Genomic DNA, 26,233 nt, shown 5'->3' on the forward strand with positions numbered 1-26,233 from the left:
GACGTAGCGAAAGCGGATCCACGACAGATACTTGTCCGCTGGTTTGATGCCCGACCAACAGCGCGCCGGCAAGCAAAGATCCGGGCGCACCGATGGCAAGTGATTCAGCGCCGCCGGCAATCGTCGCGATCACTTCGGCGCGGCCGCGGAAGTCAAACCGCAACACTTCGCCGCCGGCCGGCCAAGCCGTTCCGTAGAGCGTTCCATCGGGGGCGACGGCGAGCGCGTCGACGCGAATGTCGCTCAGCGGTGTCAGTTTGCGGGTCGCGGTGTCCAGACGGCTGATGCCGCCGGTGGTGGCGACGTAGATCGCGTTCTGGCCCGGGATAGCGGCAAGCCCCAGCGAAATGCCGGCGCCGACGCGGTCCAAAACTGCACCAGTCGTCGGGTCGAGTTGCAGCAACCCTTCGCCGCCCGTCGATGCCCACAATTGGCCGGCCGCATCAAAGACGAGTTCGTAAATCGGCGAAGACCCCGTTGCGATGCGTGTCGATTGGCCGGAGGTGCCAGAGATTCGGTACAACTGGTTCCGACCGGCGCCACCGGAAACGTAGACGCTGCCGTCCGGTCCGACCGCCATCGCCAGCGCACCAATACTCGCGCCGGAGAGTCCTGGGATCGTGGCAAATCGCTCGGCAGCGAGCGGACGAATGACTCGCGCGAACTTGCTGGGCTGATTCGCGCTGGTGCGTGATGGAATCCCGAGTGCCGATTCTTGGAACAACCGGTCCGCAACCGTTGTCGGCTGGGACGCTGCTTTGGGCAGCGGCGGCGTGACCACGACCGTGATCGGCGCGGCACCGCCCAGGTTGATGTCGGCGACCAATCGCGGCGCGCGAATGCCTTCGGCGATCGGTTCGACATTTCCGGCGGCGTCGATCGAGCGGACCAAGAACGTGGGGGTCGTGCCGGCATCGGCCTCGTAGATATAGGACGTTTGGTCGGTTCGATACAGCACGCTGCGGAACCGGGTTCCGCCATCGTTGGACACCAGCAATGAGTGAGCGGCGACGCCGCTGCCGCCGGCGTCGTCGGTGGCTGACCAATCGAGCTGATAACGATTGCTGCCGATCGGCGTGACCGTGAATGTGCTGGTTGGCGCGACCGCGTCCAGGGTTGCCGCGGCGACGGCGCTGTCCACGGGCGCAGCGCCGTCGATGATCACGCGCGCGGTCATCTCGATTGCGTCACCGGTTTGCGGGTCATCCGTTTGTCCGGCCGCGTTGGTGTCATTGACACTGGCGAAGAACGTGACCTTCACCGATTCACCCGGTTGCAGCAAACCGACATCCGAATCGACCGGTGGCAAACCGTCACGAGGATCGATCGCGCGCAACAGGTACGAAGCCACTCGCGTGTTGGCGTCGACACCCGCCGTGACCTGCAACTGGTATCCTTCGTCATTCGTCAGATCAAACTCGCCGACGAAGTTTGGACGACCGGGGGGCAAACTGATGTTGCGACCGCCGAGCGTCAAATTTCCGAGCTGGAAACTACGCTCGTCGATCGTGTCATCCAGCGGCACAAGGATACGGATCTCGCGAACCGCTTCTGACGAATCACTGTCATACGTTGCCGTGACGCTATACGGCAGCGGCGTTTCAAACGGGACAAAGTTCTCGTCGCCGACGCCGGTTGGACCGGTGATCGTGACCGTGTCGCCGATCTGTTGGCCAAGATCGTCCAGGTTGAACACGATCTCGTCGGCGACGACGCCAAACTCGTCTTCCGGCTGAACCGCACGCAGTTCAAAGGCGACGAACGAGGTCGGATTGGCTAGGCCAAGGTCGTACTTTTCAAAATCGGGAACGGCACCGCCACTGTGAACGTTGGCGGTGTGACCGAAGTAACCACGAAGTCGCTCGGTCAACAAGATGAGCGTCGATTCTGCTGTGGCCAAATTGGCCGCGGCGTCATCGATGATTCCCGATCCGGCATCACCGCCCAGCAAACCACCCAGTGCGCTGAAGAACAGATTGACATTGTCCGACGTCGGCGTCGCCGTGGGCGGCGCGTCGGCATCGCGGAGCAACCCGACGTCGGCGAGCGCCGCCAAGAACAGATCGGCAAACGCATCTCCATCGCCAGCGATCGAAACGAGAGCGGACGGCGCATTCTCATCGGCAAGAATGGCATCACGCAGGCGAGCCGCTTCGCCGCGTTGGTAGTCAATGTACTGAGCGCTGGTCAGCGGGGTTGCCGAAGCCGTGACGTAGAAATCAAACGCCAAGGCTTCGAGATCCATCGGGCTAAGTTCCTCCAAGAAGTTTGGATTCTCTTCCAACTCTTCTCGAAGCCCCGGATAGACAGTCACAATGCCGCCCAGTTCGGTCACGCCGCTGGCCGGCAAGTCGATCGCCACTGCGCGACCGGTCAGCACACCGTTCAAGTTCAGTTCGGGTGTAATGTCGGACGAGTCGAACGTGGAAATCGAATCGAACAATGGCGAAAGCGTTCCCGCGTCGCCTCGAACGCCGGTTTGGAACGAGAGCGCCGGGCCGCGAATGATTCCCGAATCGTTTTCAATGTTGGGAAACGCGTACTCGATGATCGTGTACGGCGTGTCGACGTTGGCAAAGTTCTGGACGGCGAAACCGTAGGGGCCCGTCTCGCCCAATCCGACCAGACTCGGTCCGCCGACACCCACGTTGACTTCCAGCGGGTCCGCCGATTCGACTTGGAAACGATACGGATCGATCGCGATGCGACCATCGGGGTGCAGCACTTGAACGTCGTACAATCCGTGCGGCGCATCGCGTAGATCGAACACCGCAATGATTTTGGTCGCGTCGACTCGCGTGATCGATACCGGCGCGAACTCGGCATACGTCGGCCGTACCAAACGCACCGCCGCTTGTTCGGGGAACTCGGCGCCGGTGATTGTCACCGTGACGTAACGATCGTCGCCGCCTGCGTCGGGCGTAACGCCGGTGATCCCGAACGGAATGCGAGTCGCCGTCATCTCGACGGGATACTCGTTTCGCGTTCGCGGATCGTAAGTCTCGTCTTCCAGGTCAATCCGAATGCCGGCGCGAGCCAGGATGAAGTAGCGACCGCCTAGCGTTTCGGGAATGACCAGCGTTTGGTCGGCCTTCAAATAGCCTTGGTAAGCGGCGTCAAAGTCGAACGGCTTCGGCAGTGCTTCGTGCTTCGCATACAGTTCGTGCGAGCCGACGTCGGTGATGCTGTCCAAGCCGACGCGAATCGTTTGCCCGGGCGACGTGTCGAGCTGGAACAATCGCGAAACGCCGACGGCCAACTGATCGGCCAGCGGAATGTCCAATCGCAACAAGGGCACGGTGACATTGATCGCTTCGACCGACGGCAGGTCGTTGTTGCGGTTGTTTTCGCCTTCGAAGACATCGTCGAAAATGTCCGTTCGAACGATGATTCGGTAGTCGCCCGGTAGCGTCGCCGGGATCTCGAAATCGAGCGTCGACGTGTAAGTATCGCCCGGATTCAGCGTGCGAGCGCCAATCGGGTCGACACGGCCCAACAGCAAGTCGCCCACGTCCCAGACATTGTCGGCAGACAGATACACCGCGTCGGCGATGCGAGCACTGGCCCGTTCGTCGCCCGTGTTTTGTACCGTCCAACTGACCGACGAGATGTCGCCGACCTGACCCGATGCGGCAGCCGAAACGTCAACGACTTGCAAATCCGATGGCGGCGGCAGAACGATGATCATCGGCGTGTCGCTGATGATGATGTTGTTCGTTTCGTTCGTTTCTAACACCTCGCCGTCCGGTCGTGATACGCGAGGAACGTCGGTCGCGACGATCACGTAGTAGTCACCGACAAGCCCGCGAGGAACGCGAACGGTTTGGGTGATCGATCCGGTCTGGCTGGCGGCGAGTGCATCCGTACGAGCAATCTCTCGCACGAAGTGATCGCTGGACACGTCCAAGAAACGATCGCGAGACAGGTAGATGCGGTCGTAGTAGGGAGTTTGACGATCGGGTACCGGGCCGCCGTCGTTGCTGTAGACATACGTGAACGTGAAGTCGTTACCGACGTCGACGGTTGCGGTGTGAGTCAACGAGTCAATAACGAGGTCGGGTGCCGGAACCAGGGTAACAACCAGCGGCACAGAGACTTGGTTGTTTCCTTCGCCGTCGAACTCCAGCACGGCGTCTTTGACTTGCAGCGACCGCGTCGGACCCGTGGTCGCTGGATACGGAAGCGGACGACCGTAGCTTCCGTTACCAAACGTTGCATCGGCGAACGCGATCAAATGGAAGTCGCCGCCGATGTTGTCAGGAATTCGAACGGGGAAGCTGACCTCGTAACTCTCGCCGATGTCCAGGACCTCGCGATGTCGCAGTTTGCCCAGTTCGATGTCGTAGGCATCCGTCGATGTGTCGACGGACAAGAACACACGATCCGTCCAGTCATCGACGCGTGTCGCTCGTGTGCCTGTGTTGGTCACCGTGAATGACACATCGATCAAACTGCCGCTGTCCGGATCAACTGGCACAGCCGCCAAATTTGTGATCGTCAAATCGGCTTCGGCGTACACGACGTCGATCGGATTGGAAACGCGGAAGTTGTTTTCTTTGTTACCGTCTTCCCACGGTTTGTCCGCTAGGTAATCGACCCAGCCGGGGAACCCGCTACGGTCCCAGCGGTTCAATATTGGATCGCCAAATCGGCTTAGGGGTACATTGGTAAACACGTGGGCATACCAAGTTCCGCTGCTGCCCGGCGGAGTTGAGACCACCAAACTGTCATTGAACGATTCACCGGCGCCGAGTTGGTCCGTGAAGACGTGAACTTTCGATCCGGCATAGAAATCGCGGCTCGCGTCATAGACTTCGTCTTTCGACAGGAACACGTGCTGAGACACCGATTTCGTGTCCGGTGCAACCGGATAGTTGCCTTCGTTGGTGATAGTCCAGCGTACCGTGATGGGCTCGCCCGATTGGCTCGTCGGCGTTGCCGTCACGGTTTCGACAACCAAATCGGTTAGCGCGTCGACGACGGGGATATCGGTCGAACCGACGTTGTTGGTCGTGAACGGTCCTTCGTAAACCAGTTGCAGCGTGTTGGTCGGTCCGGCAAGGATCGCGCGAAGCTCGGTTTGCGAAAACTTCTGCAGATCGCTGATCTTCGTTTCACCAAGGGGTTTTCCGGTGGCTGCTTCGACTCGCTGCAACACCGCTTTGACTTCATCGAGAAACTTGTCTTCTTGGGTCAGCGCGATTCGCGGGTCGACGTTCGTTCGCACCAACACGTGGCTGCCCCGCGCCGTCGGCGGTAAAGTGAACTCGGCTTCTTGCGAATAAGATTGTCCCGGTTGCAAGCGTCCCGAATGAGGCAATGCGAAGACCAGTTGGTCGCTGCTGTCGAAGACGTCGTCTTCGGAAATGTAAATCGCGTCAGCCCAAGATTCACGATCGGTTGCGGCGGTTCCGATGTTGTCCACGGTCCAGGTCAGCGAGAGCTTGTCGCCGCCCACGATCGGCAGCGGGTTGCCGTCGGTACCGGTGGGAACGGTCACCGTCGAGACTCGCAAGTCGGCCGGTGGCGTCAGCAACACGTTCAGAGGCGTGCTGCCGTAGTTGGAACCTTCCAAATCGTTCGGCGCATCGGGGTTCACGTTCGATGCGAATGACGCTTCGTAGACACGACCGTATCCGTCGGCGTAGACGGTCAAGAAGTATTGGCCGGTCAGTCCCGCAGGAATGTTCACGATGGTTTCGGCTTCGTAGCTGTCGCCAATCTCCAACACGCCGCTGTGGCGATAGGTGCCGACCAAGCGGTCGCCGCGACCGGGCTTTGGACCATCCTTGCCCAGCGTCAACCAAATTTGGTCCGTCCACGAACCGGGGTCCGTCGGGCCCGCGCCCAAGTTGCTGACCGCGTAGCGAACCGTGAACGATGAATCGTCGAACGTATCGCCAGGCCCTTGCACTGACGTGACGACCAGATCGGGTGGCGGTACCGGGTTGGCATCGATCGCAACGGCCGCGGCCGCACGGTTGTTGTTTTCGCTGGGGAATTCGTCAACGGTGTTGCGAGCATCGGTTTCGACCAACACGAACCAGTTGCCCGAAATCGCGCGCGGGATCAAGAAGCTGGCCGTCGTCATGTACTCGGTTGACAACCCGTTGGGCGAACCGGGGAAGCCCAACGCCGAACCATTATCCAGCTCACCAAGCAGCAGTGCGCCCGATGTGCTGCTGGACGATGACGATAACCAAACGCGATCCTTCCAGCGGCTGCCCGCCGACGGCGTGTCCGCGGTGCCGAGGTTGCGCACGCGGAACTCGACCGGCAACAGCGTGCCCGCAGTGATCGCGGCCGGATACTCGCTCTGCACGGTGACTTGCAAGTCGGGGCGTGCCTTCAAGTTGATTTGGAACGGATCGGTGAAGCCCGTATTGAGAACGTTGTCTGTTTCAAAAATGACATCGTCTGTATCGGTATCAACGAAGAAACGAAATTGGCCGGTGGTCCGCGGTAATAATACGACCTCAGTTCGCGTGACCGACTTACCCGCTTCGATCGGATCCTCGACCGCGTACTTTCCGAATTGGTAAGTCTCGCTGCCGCCGGTCGATTGCAGGAACAGCTTGTCTCGCCAACCCGTTTCCGTCGTTTCGCCTTCGTTCTTGATCGTCCACGTCACCTCGACTTGGGTGCCGTCGCTGAACTCCGTCGCGCCGCCCACCGAAACATCGGTCACCACCAAGTCGGCATTCGGCGGCGGTACCAGGAAGACATCGATCGCTTCGCTGCGCGCTTGGTTGCCGCCACCCCCATCGGCAATCGCTGCGTTGGAGTTGTAGATGAACTCGTTCGGTCCGCCGGTGCGAACGAACACGTATTGCTGGCCACCGGTGGTTCGCGGCAAGACGAAGTTGTCGGTCCGCGTATACGAACCGCCCAGTGAGAGCGCGCCGCCACGAGTGCTGCTGCCGATCAGTTTTAGTCCCGTCGCACCGGTCGGATCGGGAGAAATGTAGACATTGTCCGTCCACGTATCGCGGTCCGTCGTCGCGATGCCACGATCGGCGTTGTTGCGAACTGTCCAACTGACTTCAATGGGTTGCCCTGAAACCGGATCGCCGGCGGTCGTGACGGAATCAACGACCAAATCGCTATAGGGAGTCCGCGACACATCGACGAAATGATCGGGCGAACCGACGTTGGGCGCATCGTCTGCGAGCTCAAAGACGACATCGCCAGAGTCGGTTTGCACGAACAACGTGAACCGACCGTTGGTACGATTGGCCAGCTGCACGATTTCGGTGCGCGAGTATTCGGCGCCAACCGGTACCGCGCCGATGTGTGTGTACGTGCCCAGCACAATATCGTCGGCGTCACCGAGAATGTCATCCGTCGACAAGATCACTCGGTCGGTCCAAGTGTTCACACGACCGGGGCCGGCGCCGACGTTTTTCACGGTCCACGAAACGGTCAAGTCCACCGGGTCGCCGACCAATAGCTCCGGTGCAGTGACTTGCGATACCGTTAGGTCCGCGTACGGGAATAGCGAAATTTCGACCGCATCGCTAACCGCTGGCGATGTGTCTTCGCCGCTGCCTTCGTTGACGTTGTTGTTCGCATCGGGGACGACGATGAAGTGATAGTCGCCCACGACAGATTCGGGTAAACGCACCGATAGAGATCGTGTGATCGAACCGCCGATGGCCAAGTCGTCCGCGGCGAACAGTTCACCCAAAAGTACGTCTTCCGTCGAAAAGGCGTCGTCGGACGAGAGATACACCGCATCGGTCCAGTCCGAAGTGGCCGCTTTATCGCCATCATTGGCGATCGTCCAGTTGACCGTGACCAGTTCGCCACTGGTCGGATTTTGGCCGGCCGCCAACACGACGCCACTGGCGACCAAGTCGGGCAGCGGCGCAGTGCTGATCGCGATCGACGCGGACGATGAAGTCGTGTTGTTGCCTTCCGCAGTCGGCTCGACCACACGATTGGTCACATCCGTTTGCACGATGACAAAGTAGTTACCTGCGGTGACGGACGCGGGCACCACAAACGTGCCGGTCGTCGTGTAGGACGCGTTGGATCCCAGCGAGCTGCTGTGCGTCACATTGCCCAACAAAATGTCGCCGCCAAAGTCGGTGTCGCTTGACAGGTAAACGCGATCGACCCAGCTCGTCGCGATCGTCGTCGCCGTGCCGTCGTTGCGAACACGCCAAGTCACGTCGATGTTGTCGCCAATGAATCCGCTGGCCGGGACGGTGATCGCATCGACGATCAAGTCGGCCGGCGGGTCGGCGACTGCGATCGCAATGGGTTGGCTGGTCGTATTGTTTACGTCGCTGATCTCGAAAACCTGGTTCGATGAATCGGTGCGAACCAGGATGTGGTAATCGCCATCGATCTCAAACGGAATCGTGGCGTCGATAAACGCAGTGTAAGTCTCGCCGTCGACGAGCGTACTGCTTTGAGTGACCCGTCCCAGTTCGACATCGCCGCTGTTGCCGTAGATGTTGTCTTGCGACAAAACAACACGATCGGTCCACGGATTGATCGCGGTTGTTTCTCCTTCGTTTCGAACGGTCCACTCGATGCGGACGACGTCGCCGTTCTTTGCCGATGTTGGAACCGTCAGTGAATCGATTGTTAGGTCGGGCGCTGCGAACGTGACCATCGCGGTGAACGTGTCTTCGTCGGGTTCACCAAAGACGTCGTCGCCGTCTTGGTTCATCGCATTGCCCGACGGATCGAAGATGTCCGGGCCGATGATCAGCGAATAGTCGCCCAGTGTTGTTTGGGTCGCAAACGAGATGCGAACCTTGTTCATGTCCATGCCAACGACCTGGCTGACCGGAACCACGCCGTTCGGGCCGATCATCGCAACGTCTTGCGGTGTGAAAGTCGACAGATCGATATCTTCGTCAAACACCACATCGATGAACGCGTAAGGCCGAGATACGAAGTCCGGCGTGTACGACAGGACTTTTGGCCCGCCTGAATCGATACGGAACGATCCGGTGAAGACATCTTGGGTCGCCTCGCCTGCGTTTCCGTCTTGGTCTTGGTCCATCGCGGTTCCACCAGCGTCGACAACGTTGGGACCAATCGCAATCGAGTAATCGCCGGCACTCGTTTGCGGCGCGAACGACAACGTGTAGGTCAACGTTCCGTCGAACGCGATTCCCGTAACCGCGACAACTCCATCGGGGCCAGTGATCGTCACATCGACAGGCGTGAAGCTGGCCAAATCAACGGCTTCACTGAATTTCACATTGACCGACGATAAAGGCGCGGGCGTGACGCCGCGAGGCGTGAGGTCCGTAATGAACGGGCCGGCCCCCGTAACGGTCAAAGTGCTTACGTAGCGGTCCTCGATTTCCCCTGCGATCGCGTCACCATCGCTGTCCATCAACGTACCACCGACGTCGGTGATTCCGGGTCCGACGATGATTTCATAGACACCGTCGGCGGTACTGCGTGTCAGATTGATACGGAAGGTCGTGTCGTTGACTCGCTCGATACTGGTTGCCGCAACTCGCCCCGCAGGTCCGGTGATGCGAACGTCACCGGTGGAGAAACTGCCTTCATCAATGGGAACGTTGAACGTGACATCCAGCGAATCAAACGCGCCGACTTGCGTGCCCGACGGCGACTGTGAAACGATTCGCAGGGGTTGCCGGTCGACCGTGATGGTGCTGATGTAGACGTCGGCCGATTCGCCGCCGACGCCGTTGTTGTTTTGGTCATGCAAGTTGCCCGATACGTCACGCGCCGACGGCTGGATCACCAGTTCGTAATCTCCGTCGATCGGTTGCGGCGGAAAGAACAATCGAAAGGTCGTGTTGGTGTCATCGGTCGGCGCGACACCGAGCGTGCGAATGGGGTTGATGGGAAAGGCGGGATTGGTTTCGACTTGCAATCCATCATCGGCACCCACCAGCTTGAAAACGTCGGCATCGAATTCGGTGAGTTCGCCTTCGGCGGCGGAGAGTTCGAAACCAGACGAGCCGGTAAACTCAACCATCACAAAACGCAGCGGGTATTCGCCTGCCGCAGCGAAATCGAACGTCACCAAATCGGTACCGAATCTCCGTCCGGTCGAACGTTGGGCTTCGAACTCGCCGATATTCAATCCGTAGCTATCATCGGAACCGATCGCGAAGGTCCACTTGCCCGCCGTTGGAATCGTCACCGTCGCGGTGGCTTCCAAGGCGAAGTAATCGGCGTCGACTGAGCTTTCCAACGGGTTCAGGTTGTCGTCGGCAAAATTTTGTCCCTCGGGACCATAGTTGATGACCGTGACATTCTCGCTGGCTCGCAGGCCCGGTGAATTCGGGTTGGCCAGCAGCGCCTCGGCACCTGCCAATCCCGAAAACGTGCCAATTGAATCGATGCCGCGAACGCTGAAACCGCTGATCACCGCGTCGGGATCATACGCATCGCGCGCGGCGACGCCTGCGGCATCGAACAACTGCACATCACGTTGTGTCAGCGTTGTCGGATCGATCGCTTCGTTGAACGTGACCGTGACGCTGGTCAGCACCGATGATGTCGTGCCGTCGGGAGTTTGCGAAACGATTCGCGGCCCAGCCTTATCGACGATGAACGATCCGGTAAACACATCGTCGACCGCTTCGCCGGTAGTGCCGTCTTGATCTTGGTCCATCGCGGTGCCGGCTGCGCCGAAAATTTGCGGGCCGACCGAAAGGGTATAGCTGCCCGAATTGCTGATGACGTTGGTAAGTACCACCGTCATCGATCGATCTGTGAGCGACGTGACCGATTCGATGCCGACAGCGGTGGGCCCAGATAGCGTGAAATCACTCAAGTCAACGGACGAAGCAACGATCGGCGAATCGAACGTGACGAGCAAACGATCCTTTGCAGGCAACGAATCAAGCTCGCCGCCGTCGCGAAGGGCAAGAATCTCTGCATCACTGACGGCTCGTTCGACGATCGAAACTTCGTCGAACAACCCGGTGAAGGTTCCCGCGTTGTTGAACGTGTCGCTTCCGATTTGAGTTCCGGAACTTGACGGTTCATAGGCTTCACCCGTGTCAACGCTGTTTCGCAGTGCCCCGTCGGTATAGATGTGCAGAACACCATCACGCAGCGTCGCGGCGATGTGAGTCCAAACGTCGTCCGTGACTGCAACGCCGCTATCAAGCGTTTGGCCATTCTTGTAGTACGCAACGTAGTTGCCGTCGCGGATGGCCAAAGACCAGTCGCGACTATCACCGTTGCCACCGACAATCGTGATACGTCCGGTGGCGGGGGTAGTGCTGGGCTTCAACCATGCGGCGAGAGTCCAATCGGCCGCGGGTGCCCAAGTACCCAGATCGACTCGTTCTCCACCCAACAACGCGAACGCGCTGCCGCCGGTGCGACCGGCTGCGTAGTTATTGGTTCCAATTCCGTTTCGAAGACCGGTTGCATCCTGCGAGTTGCCTTCGGCTTCGTAACGGTGATGGGGCGGAGGCGGCAACGGCGAAAGTCTTTCGAGCGTCAACACGCGCGGACCGATCGGTCGTGGGGGGACCGTTAAAAACGCGCCGTAGTCCACATGGTCGCTGACCGGTGTACCACTAGGGTTGTCGTTGATGAAGCCGTCCGTACCCGAGGGATCATGAGGCCCGCCGACGCTGCCCCAGTAGTTCCCCGTGAACACCGCCTTGGTACGATCAGTTCCAGCGTTGAAAACGCCAAATTCCGTTTGGCCGACGAAGCTGCTGCCGCTGACGATGGCCGATGCGCCACTGGCCAAGTTGATTCCTCGCGTGCCACCAAAGAAATCCGAATCCGTCACGATGACGCTTGATCCATTGGCAACGGAGATTCCATTGGCCGCAGTGCCAATCGCGCGGAAATCGTTGACCGTCGGGTTGCCAGCGCGGATCTGGATGGCATCGCTGGCGCTGGACGAGACCGTCACGCTGGTGATCGAGTCGGAACTTTCGGAAGACCTGTTCACATCAATCGCGCCGATGCTGCTACGTCCGGCATAGCGGATTTCAGCATTGGCAATGGAAGATTCGCCCTGCCAAAACAACAAACCGTTCCAATGTCCCGGTACAGGCTGTGTCGCATCACCGTCGGCGTTGGAGTCGCCACCCACGGTATCGTCCGTCGTGGCGGTAAACACAATCGGCGCGGCGGCCGTGCCCTCGGCAATCAGCGGTCCCGAATTCGCATAGAAATCGGCTCCAAGGGCCATCTTGATGATGCTGCCCGGCGCAATCGTCAACGACCCAGGACTGTTGATCTGAGTTCGGCTGGTCACATGTACCGGCAGCCCATCGAAGTCCCAGATGCGATCTGTCGTGACAATGCCACCGGCCATTCGAACGTGATCGCCCGCGTTGCCTAGTAGTGTGACGCCGTCATAAGTCGGTTGAGAAGCAAACGCTTGGTCGATTGCCAGGCCAGCACTGTCCTTGATCGATAGATTTTTCAGCGTCGGGTTGCCCTGAGTCAATTCCAAGCCGTCGCTGCCACTGGAAATGATCCGCACGTCCGACAATGAATCCGACACCCCGTCTTCATTGGTCGTGCGATCTGAGATATTGATTCCCGCGGCGTTACTTCGTCCGGCATAGCGGACTTCCGCATGGGCAATCGAAGACTCGCCCTGCCATAAATACAATGACGTCCAGTGTCCCGGTTCGGGCTGAGTCGCATCGCCGTCGGCGTTGGAATCGCCGCCCACGGTGTCGTCGGTCGTGGCCGTGAACACGATCGGCGAAGCCGCGGTACCCTCCGCGATCAACGGTCCCGAGTTCGCGAAGAAGTCGGCTCCTGGGGCCAGCTTGATGATGCTGCCGGGGGCAATCGTCAACGACCCTGGACTGTTGATCTGAGTTCGGCCGGTCAAATGAACCGGCAGTCCACCGAAGTCCCAAACGCGGTCGGTGGTGACGATGCCGCCGGCCATTTGAATGTGATTACCCGCGTTGCCTCGCATATTGACGCCGTCGTAAATCGGCTGGGAAGCAAACGCTTGATTGATCGCCACCCCGGCACTGTTCTCGATCGTCAGGTTTGTGAGCGTTGGATTGCCATTGGACAATTCCAACCCAACGCTGCCACTGGAGATGATCCGCACGTCCGACAACGAGTCCGACACCCCGTCTTCATTGGTCGTGCGATCGACGATATTGATTCCCGCGGCGTTACTTCGTCCGGCATAGCGGACTTCCGCATGGGAAATCGTTGACTCACCTTGCCATAAATACAGCGACGTCCAGTGTCCTGCTTCGGGCTGCGTCGCGTCACCGTCAGCGTTGGAGTCGCCGCCCACGGAATCGTCCGTCGTGGATGTGAACACGATCGGCGCGTCCGCAGTGCCTTCGGCAATCAGCGGTCCCGAATTGGCATAGATGGAAGCGCCGGTGGTGAACTTGATGACGTTACCGGGCGCGATCGTCAACGATCCTGGACTGTTGATCTGAACTTGACCCGTCACGTGAGCAGGCAATCCTCCGAAATCCCAAGTGCGGTCGGTATTGAATGAGCCGCCGGCAAACGCGACATGGTCGCCGCCAAGGTTGCCGTCAGCCGTAACCGACGAATACACCGGAGTTGCCGCGAGGCTTTGTTTGATTGCGACACCGGCGCTGTCACTTACACTGATTCGCGTCAGTTCGGAATCGCCGCTGATCAGATCGATACCGACGTTTCCGCTTTGCGAAATCGAAACGTCGCGCAAGAATGAAAATCCGTTGTCCGTCGTGTCGACATCTTCGCGGATGGTCACGCCCGCCGTATTGCTGCGACCGCCGTAGCGAACTTCGGCATGTTGCAGACTCCAATCGCCACTGGACATGTACAGCGATTGCCAATCGCCCGCCGCGGGCACGCCGTCGACGCCTGGCGTCAAGTCTTCGCCGACGGTGTCGTCTTGGACCGATGTAAAGATGATCGGATTCGACGCGGTCCCGATCGCGTCCACGGTGCCGATGCCGTTTAGCCACTGACCCGTTCTGAACTTGACGACCGTGCCCGGATCGATCGTCAGCTTGACGTCATCGGGGACGGTTACATCGCCGGTGACTTCGATCGTCCCCGACCAGGTGTCGTCAGCCGCGAGTGTGCCGGTGACTTCACGGGCCAGCAGTTGTCTGATCTCGAGCCTTTCGAGCTGCGATCGTCGGTGACGCTTCTTCCTCTTCCTGTCAGATGAAGCAGGCGACGTTTGTTGGGAAGTGCTAGATGCAACACGCCTAAACGATGAAAACGGGTTCATTCGATCAGCTCAAATTCAAACTAAGATGCAAAACATGGATCAATACAGCGATGCCCCACACGTCTAGTGGGCCATGCAGTCCCTATAGTGAGGAACATGCGTTTTGTTTGCAACGAATCTTCTGAGCATGCGGCCAAGATTTACCGATCAAAGTTGCCTTGCGTATTCGTTTGTGCACTGCCTCTTTCGTTGTTGCTTGGGGCGTCATTCATTCGATGAAGGGCATCGTTCGGGCCCTTGCCAACGCGTTCGCCATCTCCATCAATAACAATCTGCGATCGAGATGCGTTCAAGGGCTGTTGCCAGGTCGAGACTTCGGAGCAGACGGACCCAAAAGGAAGATGAGTGGCAAGCCATCGAATGCTCGTGGGAACGAGACGCTAGCTGAATGGCAATTGCTCTACCACGCAGACCCTGCTCTTGGCTGCGACTCATCTCGCGCCTGCGATTGCCTCTGTTTTGAGGATCGTGCTTTTTCGATTCTCGTAGAAACGGAACCACTTCCGAGTTTGCGTGTCACGGTCGACCGAGACGCCGCAGTAAAGCCACTCGGTCGCCAAGGCATTCGCATTCAACGCAAACTGTTCCGCGAACAACGAATGGTTCCAATCATTCTGCATTCAGCAAGGCAACAAAAAACTCGGTCGCGTTTTGATGGAGCGGGTGATTGGCGCCAGGATGAACGAGTTCGCAGTGGACTCCCAACTTGTCGGCTTGCTGCTTTAGATGGACCCCGAAGTTGGCGGAGTGTGTAGGGTCGCGTTCCGGCTTATCTTTGCCCGTAAGACCTTCGTGGGGACGAGTCGTGTAGTACAAAAACGTCGGTGGATCTCCCTCGCTCAATTGGGCATACGGTGAATACTCTTGAATCTGCGGCAGGATACTATCTCGCGCCGCCAAGAACGCGTCGAAGCTGTCGCGACCGAAACCGAATGCATGGCCACCGTAGTTACTGTTTGGAATCCACGACTTCATCTGCTTCGGGTCCAACGTTGTCTGCGCCCGAATGACCGCGACACATGTGACTCGAGTGGATTCCCTCGCCACTGGGTCTTCACTCTCCGGCTGAGCCAAATCGGGGTGATAAGCGATCCATAGGCTCGTGCAAGCGCCCGCGGAGCCTCCGGTCAACCCGATCCGCGTTGGGTCAATGTTCCAGTCCTTGGCATTGCTGCGGACAAACTGCACCGCGCGGGCCGAGTCGGTCATGGGGCCCTGAACCGGTGGATTCAGTTCGGCACAGTGTTTGATCAACCGGTAGTTGATCGCCACCACCGAGATTCCGGCGTCGAGCAACTTTTGTGGATGAACATACTTGCCGACTTGTTCCTTACTACCGCCGTTCCAACCGCCCCCGTGGATGCAAATGACGACGGGTGTCGGAGTTGTCGATTTTGCTTGCCAAACATCTAAGTGGTTTCGGTGACGATCACTGTATGCCACCTTACAAAGCGTGGGCTCTGGGACATAAGAGTGGTACTTGTATTCGCCGCGAAAACCTTCACGCTCATTAGCGACTTGCCCGAAGGTGTCCGCTTGGAACGCGCCAAGATAGAGTATGGAGTTGACGAAAAGCAGAAATTTGGTTCCCGCAAGCAGTTTGGCGATTCGTAGCACGTTGGATATCCGAAAGGTTGCGTCGGTTCATTGCAAACAAAATCTCGAAGATACTCTCATTCGAAAAAAACAACGATCGAAAATCTACTCCACGAACGCTTGTTAAGGATCGAGCGGGAAATAAATGTACGATTCACATTCTTACCCGTCGCAACATCTCGGGCAAAAGTGCACGAGTTACGACAGTTATTTTCCGCTCAATCCTAAAGGTCTACGCCCACGACAGATCGTGGTCAGCCAACGGAAGGTTTCGAATTCGCTTGCCGGTGGCGGCGAAGACTGCGTTGCAAAGCGCCGGTGCGAACGACGCTACTGTGGTTTCACCCACACCGGCCGGTGGGGCCATGCTGTCGACCAAGTCGATGTTGATTTCGCGAGGCGCATTCCGCATCGTCGCGACACGAAACGTGTCGTAGTTGGATTGTTGGATTCTTCCTTGCTTGAAGGTGATCTTTCCGTACCGGGCTTGTGACGTGGCCATGATGGCTGCGCCTTCGATTTGCGCACGGACTCGATCCGGGCTGACGATCAAACCGGCATCCATCGACACCCAAACTTTGGGAATGCTTAGTTTGCCATCTTGGGTGATATCGACTTCGACGACGTGGCCGGTGTAGCCGAGAAAGGAACGACAGCAAGCGATCCCAAGTCCGCGTCCTCTTGGAAGATCCTTGTGTCGTTGCCAATCAGATTGTTTGGCCACCCGTCGCACGACTTCTTTCAATCGGCCAATGTCGTAGGGGAAGTCCTCGCCCGACGCGCCGCGATTGGCAAGTCCCGCGGCTTCGAGGTCGATGTGTCGATCTTCACCCAACAAGCCAAGCAAGTATTCATAAGGATCGCGTTTGGCATGTTGAGCAAGTTCGTCGGCGAACGAGCTCATTGCGAAAACTTGTTGAATGTGACACACCGATCGCAGCCAACCGATGCGCGTGTGTGCATTGGCTTGGCCCACTTCCACGCGAAGATTCGGGATGTCAAAGGGCAAGTCCGTCAAACCCATTTCGTATTCAAAGTCGGCGGGTTCGACGGCGTCCGCATTGAACGTCGAACCGATGGACGGGTACGCCGCGCGCGAAAGCCAAGCCGTCGGATTTCCTTGATCGTCGACCGCCGCTTCGACATGCACGTGCGAGATCGCGTGCAGATAATCGTGCTGGATATCGTCCTCTCGCGTCCATGTGACATGGACGGGGCGGCCGACGTGTCGCGACAACATTGCCGCTTCGACACAGTAGTCCGGTTTGCTTTTGCGACCGAATCCTGAACCCAGCAGGGTGACGTTGACGATCACGCTGTCGTGCGGAACGCCCATCGCCAATCCGACGGCTTGCTGAACGGCTTGAGGATTTTGGGTTGCCGCGGTGATCTCGCAAGCAATGACTTTATCTCCATCCGTTTTCACATTGGCGACAGCACAGGGAGTCTCCATCGGCGCATGCGCCAGGTGTGGCACACTATAGTCCGCATTGAAAACGTTTGGCGATTGCTGGATTTCCTTCAACGCATCGCCATGCTCGCGAACGGCTTTGCCGGGTTGGTTGGCAGATTGCGAAAGCGTCTTGGCGTAATCGTCGGTGTTGTAATCTTGGTTGGGGCCGTGATCCCAATCGATCGTTAGCGAATCACGACCTTGCCACGCCGCCCACGTGCTGGTCGCGCAAACGGCGACACCGCCGAGTGGTTGAAACAACGGCGCGCCCTGGAATTTCGGGATCTCGATAACGTCGATGACGCCCGCCATTTTCCTGGTGTCCGCCGCATCGAACGATTTCACCTGGCCACCGACAACCGGGGGCCGGGCAATCACGGCAAACAATTGGTTATCCATTCGGGCGTCGATTCCAAACACGGCTTTGCCAGTCAAAATCGCGTCCATATCGGTGATCGGAGCGTCCTTGCCGATATAGCGCCATTGGTCGGGCGTCTTCATCGTCAACTCGTCGGCGGAAGGCACATCCAGCGTTCGGGCGATGGCGACTAGGTCACCGAAACCGATCGAACGATTCCCATCGATTTCGTCGACACGGTGGTTGTTGGCTTTGCAGTTCGCCGCGTCGACGGACCACGCTTGTGCAGCGGCGCGCTCAAGCATGGTTCGCGCCGTAGCGCCGGCCACTCGCATGCGGTCGTAAAAAAAGCGTACGCTATTGGACCCGTCGGTGTTTTGATCGCCGAGTCGCTTGTCGCCGATGGCTTGGACGATCTTGACTCGATCCCAATCGGCTTCCAATTCGTCGGCAACGATTCGCGGCAAGCTGGTGCGAATCCCCGTCCCCATTTCGCTGCGGTGCGACAAGATTGAGACGAGTCCATCCGGGGCGATCGAAACGAACAGATCCGGCGCGAAGTCGTTGGCATTCACTTTCGACGCGTCAGCGACCGTTACTTCTTGACCATTCAGTTTGGCCATCAAGACCAATGAGCCAGCCGTTACGCCGGCGATGAAACTGCGTCGGTTCAGTTGGCTTTCTGTTTTGGTAGATTGATTCACTTGCTTTGCATCTCCTTGGCCGCCGACTTGATCGCAGCGCGAATCCGGGGATAGGTTCCACAGCGACAGATGTTCCACATTTCCGATTCGATATCTTCATCGGTGGGGTCGTTATTGGATCGAAGCATTGCCGCAGCCATCATCATTTGGCCGACTTGGCAGTATCCACACTGTGGCACGTTGTGTTCTCGCCACGCTTTTTGAACCGGATGCGAACCGTCTTTTGAGAGGCCCTCGATCGTCGTGACCTCTCCATCACCGACTTCACCTAAGGTCGTCACGCACGACTGAATTGCTTCCCCGTCAAGGTGAACCGTGCAGACGCCGCATTCGGATATGCCGCATCCATATTTCGTGCCGGTCAAACCCAAATGATCACGTAGTACCCATAGCAACGGTGTGTCCGACGACAGACCGTCGATGTTCAATCGATTTCCGTTAACGGTGATGCTTGCCATGAGCGGATTCCTTAGCGGTGGGCGCGGTGGAGTGCATTGGAATTGTATGGGATCAGCGACGGGCACTGTTGCGACTTGATTGTTGAGCGTCGGAGGTCCGCCGCGAATGGGTGCAAATTTGCGATAGCAGCCATCACGCCATCGATTTCTTGGCTCTGACTAGCGCACGTGATCGCTGGTCGAACGATTCAGAGAACCTTGACCACCGCAAGCACGCCGACGAATGCGATGGCAACGAAGCTGGCCCAAAGCAGCACATCGTAGGCCCGACCCGGTCGCAGTTCAGGTGGCAATCGGTGGTACCGAAATGTGTAGGCCGCAAACACGACCAACAGCAATAGCCCGGCATTGGCGATTCCGCCTGCGGTCACCATCGCCACGGGGGCTTCCATCGTCAAACCCAGGACCGTCCAAGCCAGCGGAAAGAACCACGCCAAGCCGCGAATCCATCGTTGCCGCTGTGTGTCGTCGGAATAGTCCAGCAAGCCGACTTGCGAGAACGCGTCGCTGAACATGCGCGTCCAGGCGGCTGACCCGGCGAACAGAGTTGAAAACAGAACGATGATCGCACCGGCGATGTAAATTGCCATTGCGCCTGTGCCGGCGGACTCGGTGTAGATTTTGGAAAGGGTGCGAATCATGTCGGGGCCCTCGGGGATTTCGCCGCGACCGTGCAACACCGCGGCACCCAGGACAAAGAACGCGCACGTGACGACCGTATAGACCACCATCGACATCAGCGCGTCCCAGTACATCACACGAATCCATCCGCGCGCACGCGAAGTCCATTCGCCCGACAATTCGCGCGGCCCTGTGTAGCCGGCGTATCCCTTTTCGAGACACCAGTAGGGGTAAGCAATGATTTCCGACGCACCAACGCCAGTCAATCCGAACGCCGCGATCGCGGCGCCCAATACAGCGGGCGGCAGTTGAAAACGAAATCCTTCGGCGATCCGCTCCGTTGAGATCGCAAATTCGGTGCCTTGCAAGAAGCCGACACAAAGCAGCGTGAACAGCGTAAAAACACCCATCAGTGCGATCGAGACATTCTGGATCAAGCGATAGCCACCGTACGAAACCAAAATGGCCGTCGACAAACCGGCGATGCACGACCAAGCCCAAACCGGCACCGCTGGCACAGCGATGTTTAGCGCTTGGCCAACGCCGGTCACGATCCCACCGTACTGAACGAAAATGACCAGCTGCACCAACAACCACATCCAGATCGACCAGCTTGCACCAGCGACCTTGGGGCCTCGCAATCCATTCAGCGCTGTCATCGTTGACTCGCCACTGCTAATGGCGTGTTTGCCAAACTCCAACTGCACACACACCTTGACCAGACAACTGATGATGATGACCCACAACGCGACAAAGCCCGCTTGAGCCCCCAGCGTCGTGGTCATGATCAACTCTCCCGAACCGACGATTGACGCCGAAAGAATCATCGACGGACCCAGACACGACAGCGTGCCAAAAAAAGACGTTGGAGGATCCTTGATGGTTGAGGCCGATGTATTCAAGGGAAGGCCCTGGTGTCGTGAGCGTAGGCGGAAAATGTCTCTGGCGTGAATGCGCGCAACAGCCGATGCAGGTGCGGTTCACATGACGTCGATCAGCCAGGCCACAGGCCCTGTTACCGCCGGAACCTTCGACGCTCAAGTGGATCGCGATACTTTCAGCGCATAAAAAAAGCACGCCGAATTTTTTCCGGAGTGCTTTAAGATAGCGTTTCGTGGAAGATGGAGTTTACTTGGCAGTGGCCAGCTTTCGGCGACGCCGAACACCAATCATCACACCCAATCCACCGATCGCGGCCATTGCGAACGAAGAGGGTTCCGGAACGGCAACGACCATACCCGAGACTCCGATCGATCCGCTTAATGCGGTCATCGTAAAATGCTCATCTTTCCCAAGCAAGAAAGCGCTCGAGAATGTGTAGGTCGAACCTACCAAGTCACCGAAAGTGATTGTCTGCGATCCGCCGGTAGCCTTTGACAGTCGAAAAGACTCTCCCGAATCGAAGTCAGTGAAATCGATCGAGGCGAATTGGAACCCTTCGAGGAAATGGCTGCCGAGGGAAAGCTCAAGTGTCTCGTTGAAATTCGCGTCTAACGCATTCTGAACACCGGCAAAATAAGTCGGGCCCGTTCCGATCCCCACCCCGAATCCAGCAGAATTGCTGTAAGGAACCGCCACTTCTGAAGATCCAGATGTCAAATCTGAGGCTGCAGCGTGAAAACGGATGGAACCGCTCGGAACTGACAGTGTTTCAGAAAAACCCGGTGCAGCAAGGTTAAGTGCCGCACCAACGCTTCCGGATTCATTCTTGAGATTGATCGTCTCAAAAATGGCATTTGGGATTACGAAATCTGCCATCGCAACACTCGAAAGCGACGCAAAAGCTAGGAAAATAGCAGGGAAAACGCGAATCATAATGACCTTCGCAGCACGGTGGCGGGGTAAAGGTGCGCAAGCGATATCTGTGCGAACTGGGTCGAGTTTAACGCCAATGCGACCCGTTTGCTGCATTAAATGAAGAAATTCGGGTCATTTTTTGGGAAGTCTGTGCCCCAGAAGGGATGTCAAACCGCTTTGGACAATGATTTCCGGCAAATAATGCGGTACTAGCCCAGTTTGCGTTCCAATTCCAAAACCTGCGAAATCCACGATCGAGTCAGGGCAAATCGGTTGCCGCACGGAAGGTCAGGGTCGATTTCAACTTTCAAGGCGTCGAACGCACCGAATTTTTCCCCGACAAATCGCGACTATTGCTCGGCGGCGTCATGGATTGTTTTTCAGACAGGTTGCGAATCAACCACGGCAATGGATCGGATACCGGCTTGGTGGGCCGTTTCACGGCCTGTGGCGACACGACGGAGTCATCGCCATCTTCATTGATGTTCACGTTGGGCGTTTCAGTCATCGCAAAGCCCCCCAGCTTTTGATTTCTTTTCGAATTCGGCAACATGTCGCCTCACTTAAGTACGCGTCATTCCGACGACACCCCGCAAGAAAAATTGCCGGACTCAGCCCCGATCGCTTCCAGTACTTCGTCTATCGGTCAGCGAAACTTGAGTACCAGCATGCCGGAACTAAGCCAACACGCCGAACCGAGTCGCATTGGTATGGGGGGGAGCGCTGTCGTGTCTTCGGTTCAAGCAAGCGTGCGTCACTATTTGCCCGTGATGCGATAGACGTTGCTTTTGCTTCGTATCATCATCGCATCACCGTCGGGCACAGGACTGGCAACGGTGAAAGGCTCGTCATCCGACAAGGGGTTGGTTGCGACGACCTTTGGCGATTCGGAACCTAGCGGCCCGACGACATGCGTGGTTGCGTCTTCGCCCGTGATATACAGGTGGTCGCCGGCGATCAGCGGTGAACTGCTGTAGCTGATTCGCGACTTTGGCAAGTCCAGCGACCAAAGGGTTGCGCCGGAGTTCACGTCGAGGCACCACACCTTGCCTCGCGAAGTTTTTCCGTCGCCCACCAAGTAGACACGGCCGTTCAAGGCCGCAGGCGTAGGCACGTCACTGCCGAGGTCATCGCGGAACCACGCGATCGCTTCTTTCCCTTTGCCGGCAACCAAAGCGTCCATCCGCACAGCCGTGACGGTTTCGCCTCGCGAGTACGGACAGACGACGATGTTCCCTTCGGCGACTGGCGAAGAGATGGATCGAAAGTACTTGTGCTCGGTCGGATTGAAGCCGCCGAGTTTACCGATCGTTTTTCCCGTTGCCGCATCGTGTAGCGTCAAATGGTCGGCACCCATGACGGCGATCGCCGGATGGTTGTCGATCGATACGGCGATGGGTGTCGAGTAACTTTGGGCAGCTTCTTCGGGCGCGCCCAGCATTCGATCTTCTTTCCAGATCACGTCGCCGGTGGTTTTGTCAAACGCGACCAGGTAGCTGGGGCCCGTCTGCATCACGGCCACCACAACCGCGGATTCCGTCAGCATGGGAGACGAACCAAGATCCCACCACAGCGTGTCTTCACCGAATCGGTCTTGCAGGTTGGTTTGCCAAAGAATCTTTCCGCCCGTCGAAACGCAAGCCAAATCGCCGCTCCGGAAATAGGCATAGACACGATCGCCGTCGATGACCGGCGACGGATTGCTTCCGCCACCCTTTTTATGTTTGTTTCCGCGATCGGGCCCCAAGTCGGTTTGCCAAAGGATTTTTCCGGACTGGGTGTCCAATGCGATCAGGTGGTTTTTTTCGTCCATGCCTGACGTGACGTAGGCCCGCGAGCCGGCGGCAACGGGAGTGCTGCTACCTTTGCCCGGAACCGCCGTTTTCCAGTCGATGCCGGTTTCTTCGTTCCAAGAGACGGGGAACTGACCTTCGCCAGCGACGCCGGTTTGATCACTCCCTCGCCACTGAGTCCACGATTCCTGTCCGTTCGTGATGGAAGCCATCGCGACGACCGCCACCAAGGTGGCCAGCAGGGAACGTCGAATCCGAATTCGTAGCATCGCTAAATCTCCGTGGGCGGGAATGGGTCGGCCAGCGATAGGGCGCCGGCATTCGCCTTCAATGGGTTAGGATAGATAAGATAGAATCCATTGTGATCTTTCGCGTCCGTGTGAACCAGCATGCTAACCCAAAGAGTCCCGCGCACGTTTTCAGATAATTCGATATTCGACCCACCAGATTCGATTCCCCAGCGTCTTCGCGACGTCACGACGAACAAGACCGCCGACGTATGATCCGAACGCTCTCCTCTGCTCGATCCAATCAACGGACGAACCGCCTCGAGGTGGGCGTCCGGGCTTGGGTGACCTTGATGGCTTGCTTTTGCGTTGACGCCAGCGTCGCTACGGCGCAAAGCGACGCAGGCCAAGCGGTGGATGATCTTTCCAAAGAAGACTATTCGGTGCGTCAGAACGCGACGATCCAAATGTGGAAAGATCACGAAGGATCTCGCGAGGTCGTCCAACAGGCCGCCCGAAACCCCGACCCCGAAATCTCCGGGCGTGCCCAATGGATCCTTCGCCAATGGCGTCGAGGCGCGTTGCCCGATATGCCACCCGAAGTGTCACGTTTGTTGCAGGGCAGCGATCAACCCGCTGCCGTCGAACGGTTGCTCGAAGCCGGTCAGTTCTTGGCGGCCGTTGTCGCGGTGGAAGAATCCGCCGGCACCGTCGATCGAGAATCGATTCAACGTCGCGTCAACGCATCCTTGAATCGTCGGTTCCCGATCTACATTCATCAAGCAATGCAGAGCGAATCGCTGCCGCACTTGTTGAACTTACTGGACTTGGTGGCGGACTCTGCCGAAACCGCAGCATGTCGTCTAGAGATGATGCGGCTCATGTCGATTCCGATCACGGACGACAACCGCCTTCCAGCGTCTGCTGCGAACTGGCCGATTGGACTGCGAGATTCGGTGTCGGTGATGCTGCTGGTCAAACTTGGACAGTACGACGAAGCCGTTGCCGCGGCACGCAGCAGCGGTGACGAATCGCTGCTGACAACTTGCATGATGGTAGCTTCGAAATGGCGAGAGATCGCCGACGCGGAATCCGAATTGGCGCAGAAGGAAAAAATCGGGTCGGCGGAGCATTCGCTGCATTGGTGTCGAACGCTCGCAGCGGCAGACCGTGCAGGTGACCCGATCCTGTTTGATGAAGCGGTGAAGCAAATCGTTGCACCCGAGGCATGTGAATTGCCAATGGTGATCGACATGCGATGGAAATCTTTGGCCAGCCATGGACGCACCGCCCAGGCTCTTTCGATCCTTGATGGACATAGCCCCGAGGACGCAGCGTCACTTTCGATGGATGCTTCCGATTTCAAGCATGCACTGGACGTTATGGGCTATCCGATCGACAGGATCGACATCGACTATGTCGATTGGATTGCCAACGCCTTGAAGAGTCAGCACGACGCCGGTCAACAACGATTGGCGCCCGAGATGCGGCGATTGTTGGTATTGATGCAGTGTTTGATATCGGTCGGACGTGACGATACGGCGTGGGTTATCGCCAAGCAGTTGTGCGAATCCGATCAAAGGATCGGCGTTCAAACACAGCATCGACTCAGAGAGTACGTTCTAACTTCGCTAACCACGACGAAGCGAACCGATTGGATTCCGGTCTTAGCGGTCGATCCGAGTGACCGATCCGTATCGCCGGATAGTTTGGAAATCACCGCCGGCGTGCTTCCAGATGCTGATGGTACGACAATCGAAATCGTGATGGACTCGCTGGAAAGGATCGATCCGACTTCCACGGTTGACCAACGCTTCTTGGAGGCTTGTCAATTATTGGAAGGGATCGTTCCCCAAGGCTTCGACGCCCAGGTTGATTTTGACAAGTTCTTCGATTCGGTGACGCGTCCGCTCTCTACAACGGCCATGCGAGGGTTGCGTGGACGTGGAATTCCCATTCAAGCCAATCTGAACATTGCATTGATGTTTTCGCGATTGGGGCAAACGCAACACGCGTCGGGATGCCTGCGTAAGCTAGCCGAATCCGGTGACACCGCGGCGTTGTTTCGCATGGGCGAGCAGGCGCTCGATTCCGGTCGCACTGAGATCGCATCGCAACTGTTTGATCTGGTGTATCGAAAGATCCAATCGCAAAGTCGCATCGGCGGCATCGACGATGTTGCCCTGGCACTCAAGGCAGTCGTTGGCAAATGGACGATCGCGCGGCGCAGCGGTGACAAAGAGGCGGCAGCTCAATTGGAACACGAACTTCAACTGGCACTCTGCACTCCTTATTCTCAAACGCGCAACACGCTGGCGAGCTATCTGACGGAACGAGAAGAGAATGACTTGGCAATTCAGACCTATCGCAGTCTGCTGCCGATCAAGATATTTGGAAGCAACGATTCGATCGATTTCTATTCAGTGGCTCGCGGCTTCGCCTTGGCGGCACGAGACGCTTTTCCTGACGAGTCGGCTCGATGGTTCGACCTGGCTGTACTTCGCTCGATCGAGTCCGATGGCTTTCGCGCCGGTGCGTTCGTTACCCTGCCGGTCTATGTTTGCCGCTGGGCGATCGAGGCTGCTGTCGCAAGCGGCAACCACGACGTTGCGGCGAAACAGATCGACCGTTTATTGTCGCTTGATCCGCTGGACATCGACTTGGCCGAACGTTTGTTGCCAACGATGCGAGAAGCCGGAATGACCGATTTGGCGGACCAAACACTCGATCGAGTCATGGATCGCGGAATCGAATATTCAAAGAACTTTCCGATGGACGCGATGATGGCGAACAACTTGGCGTGGGTTGCCGCGATGAACAAGAGGCGACTGTCCGAGGCGCGGGAATTATCGGAAGCAGCAGTTCGTGTCGAACCCGATAGCGCAATCTATCGCGATACGTTGGCTGAAATTTTGTTCTTGGTTGGCGAAAAAGATCAGGCGTTAAAGATCGAAACGGGTTGCCTGTTGGATGATCCCGGCCAGTGGCATCTTCACGAACAGGTCAAACGGTTCTCGGTCCGTTAGCGACGCCGC

9 protein-coding genes (1 of these 9 only partly in view) are annotated in these 26,233 nt (G+C 57.7%); 1 reads left to right on the top strand and 8 read right to left on the bottom strand.

Going from position 1 to position 26,233, the window contains the following annotated elements; translation table 11 throughout:
- From Poly51_RS13020 to Poly51_RS13055, 8 genes are all read right to left on the bottom strand, one after another.
- A protein-coding gene (locus Poly51_RS13020) for a CARDB domain-containing protein (protein ID WP_146458124.1) crosses the window boundary here: on the bottom strand, window positions 1-14,191 show its 5' end (the start). The gene continues 21,848 nt to the left of window position 1, outside the view; only the first 14,191 of its 36,039 coding nucleotides appear in the window; its start codon is at window positions 14,189-14,191; the stop codon falls past the left edge of the window.
- Window positions 14,192-14,800: 609 nt separating this feature from the next.
- Window positions 14,801-15,808, bottom strand: coding sequence for an alpha/beta hydrolase (locus Poly51_RS13025; RefSeq protein ID WP_186775519.1), 1,008 nt, complete (start codon window positions 15,806-15,808; stop codon window positions 14,801-14,803).
- A gap of 211 nt (window positions 15,809-16,019) precedes the next feature.
- Window positions 16,020-18,302: a xanthine dehydrogenase family protein molybdopterin-binding subunit gene (locus Poly51_RS13030; RefSeq protein ID WP_222435844.1), complete on the bottom strand. Its 2,283-nt coding sequence runs from the start codon at window positions 18,300-18,302 to the stop codon at window positions 16,020-16,022.
- Window positions 18,299-18,760 carry a (2Fe-2S)-binding protein gene (locus Poly51_RS13035; RefSeq protein WP_146458128.1) on the bottom strand — a complete coding sequence of 154 codons (462 nt, stop codon included), beginning with the start codon at window positions 18,758-18,760 and terminating at the stop codon, window positions 18,299-18,301. The genes Poly51_RS13030 and Poly51_RS13035 overlap by 4 nt, the downstream gene beginning before the upstream one ends.
- Window positions 18,761-18,948: 188 nt before the next feature.
- Complete coding sequence (locus Poly51_RS13040) at window positions 18,949-20,208, bottom strand: Nramp family divalent metal transporter (RefSeq protein WP_186775562.1); 1,260 nt, start codon at window positions 20,206-20,208, stop codon at window positions 18,949-18,951.
- A gap of 301 nt (window positions 20,209-20,509) precedes the next feature.
- Window positions 20,510-21,292 (bottom strand): PEP-CTERM sorting domain-containing protein, encoded by a 783-nt coding sequence (locus Poly51_RS13045; protein WP_146458130.1) that lies wholly within the window; start codon window positions 21,290-21,292, stop codon window positions 20,510-20,512.
- A 193-nt stretch (window positions 21,293-21,485) separates the two neighbouring features.
- A complete protein-coding gene (locus Poly51_RS13050) occupies window positions 21,486-21,686 on the bottom strand; it encodes a hypothetical protein (RefSeq protein ID WP_146458132.1) in 201 nt (66 codons plus the stop codon).
- A 249-nt stretch (window positions 21,687-21,935) separates the two neighbouring features.
- Entirely contained in the window at window positions 21,936-23,240 is a 1,305-nt protein-coding gene (locus tag Poly51_RS13055; protein ID WP_146458134.1) for an outer membrane protein assembly factor BamB family protein, read from the bottom strand.
- 311 nt (window positions 23,241-23,551) lie between these two features.
- On the opposite strand from Poly51_RS13055, the gene Poly51_RS13060 reads away from it, so the two are divergent.
- Window positions 23,552-26,224 carry a tetratricopeptide repeat protein gene (locus tag Poly51_RS13060; RefSeq protein ID WP_146458137.1) on the top strand — a complete coding sequence of 891 codons (2,673 nt, stop codon included), beginning with the start codon at window positions 23,552-23,554 and terminating at the stop codon, window positions 26,222-26,224.
- Window positions 26,225-26,233: the final 9 nt, after the last annotated feature.

Source organism: Rubripirellula tenax (assembly GCF_007860125.1).
Classification (GTDB): Bacteria; Planctomycetota; Planctomycetia; order Pirellulales; family Pirellulaceae; genus Rubripirellula; species Rubripirellula tenax.

What these genes read in the sequence shown, in the direction of transcription:
- Poly51_RS13035 (WP_146458128.1), bottom strand. Translation starts at nt 18,760, where the DNA reads ATGGCAAGCATCACCGTTAACGGAAATCGATTGAACATCGACGGTCTG.
- Poly51_RS13040 (WP_186775562.1), bottom strand. Translation starts at nt 20,208, where the DNA reads ATGATTCTTTCGGCGTCAATCGTCGGTTCGGGAGAGTTGATCATGACC.
- Poly51_RS13045 (WP_146458130.1), bottom strand. Translation starts at nt 21,292, where the DNA reads ATGCAGCAAACGGGTCGCATTGGCGTTAAACTCGACCCAGTTCGCACA.
- Poly51_RS13050 (WP_146458132.1), bottom strand. Translation starts at nt 21,686, where the DNA reads ATGACTGAAACGCCCAACGTGAACATCAATGAAGATGGCGATGACTCC.
- Poly51_RS13055 (WP_146458134.1), bottom strand. Translation starts at nt 23,240, where the DNA reads ATGCTACGAATTCGGATTCGACGTTCCCTGCTGGCCACCTTGGTGGCG.
- Poly51_RS13060 (WP_146458137.1), top strand. Translation starts at nt 23,552, where the DNA reads ATGGCTTGCTTTTGCGTTGACGCCAGCGTCGCTACGGCGCAAAGCGAC.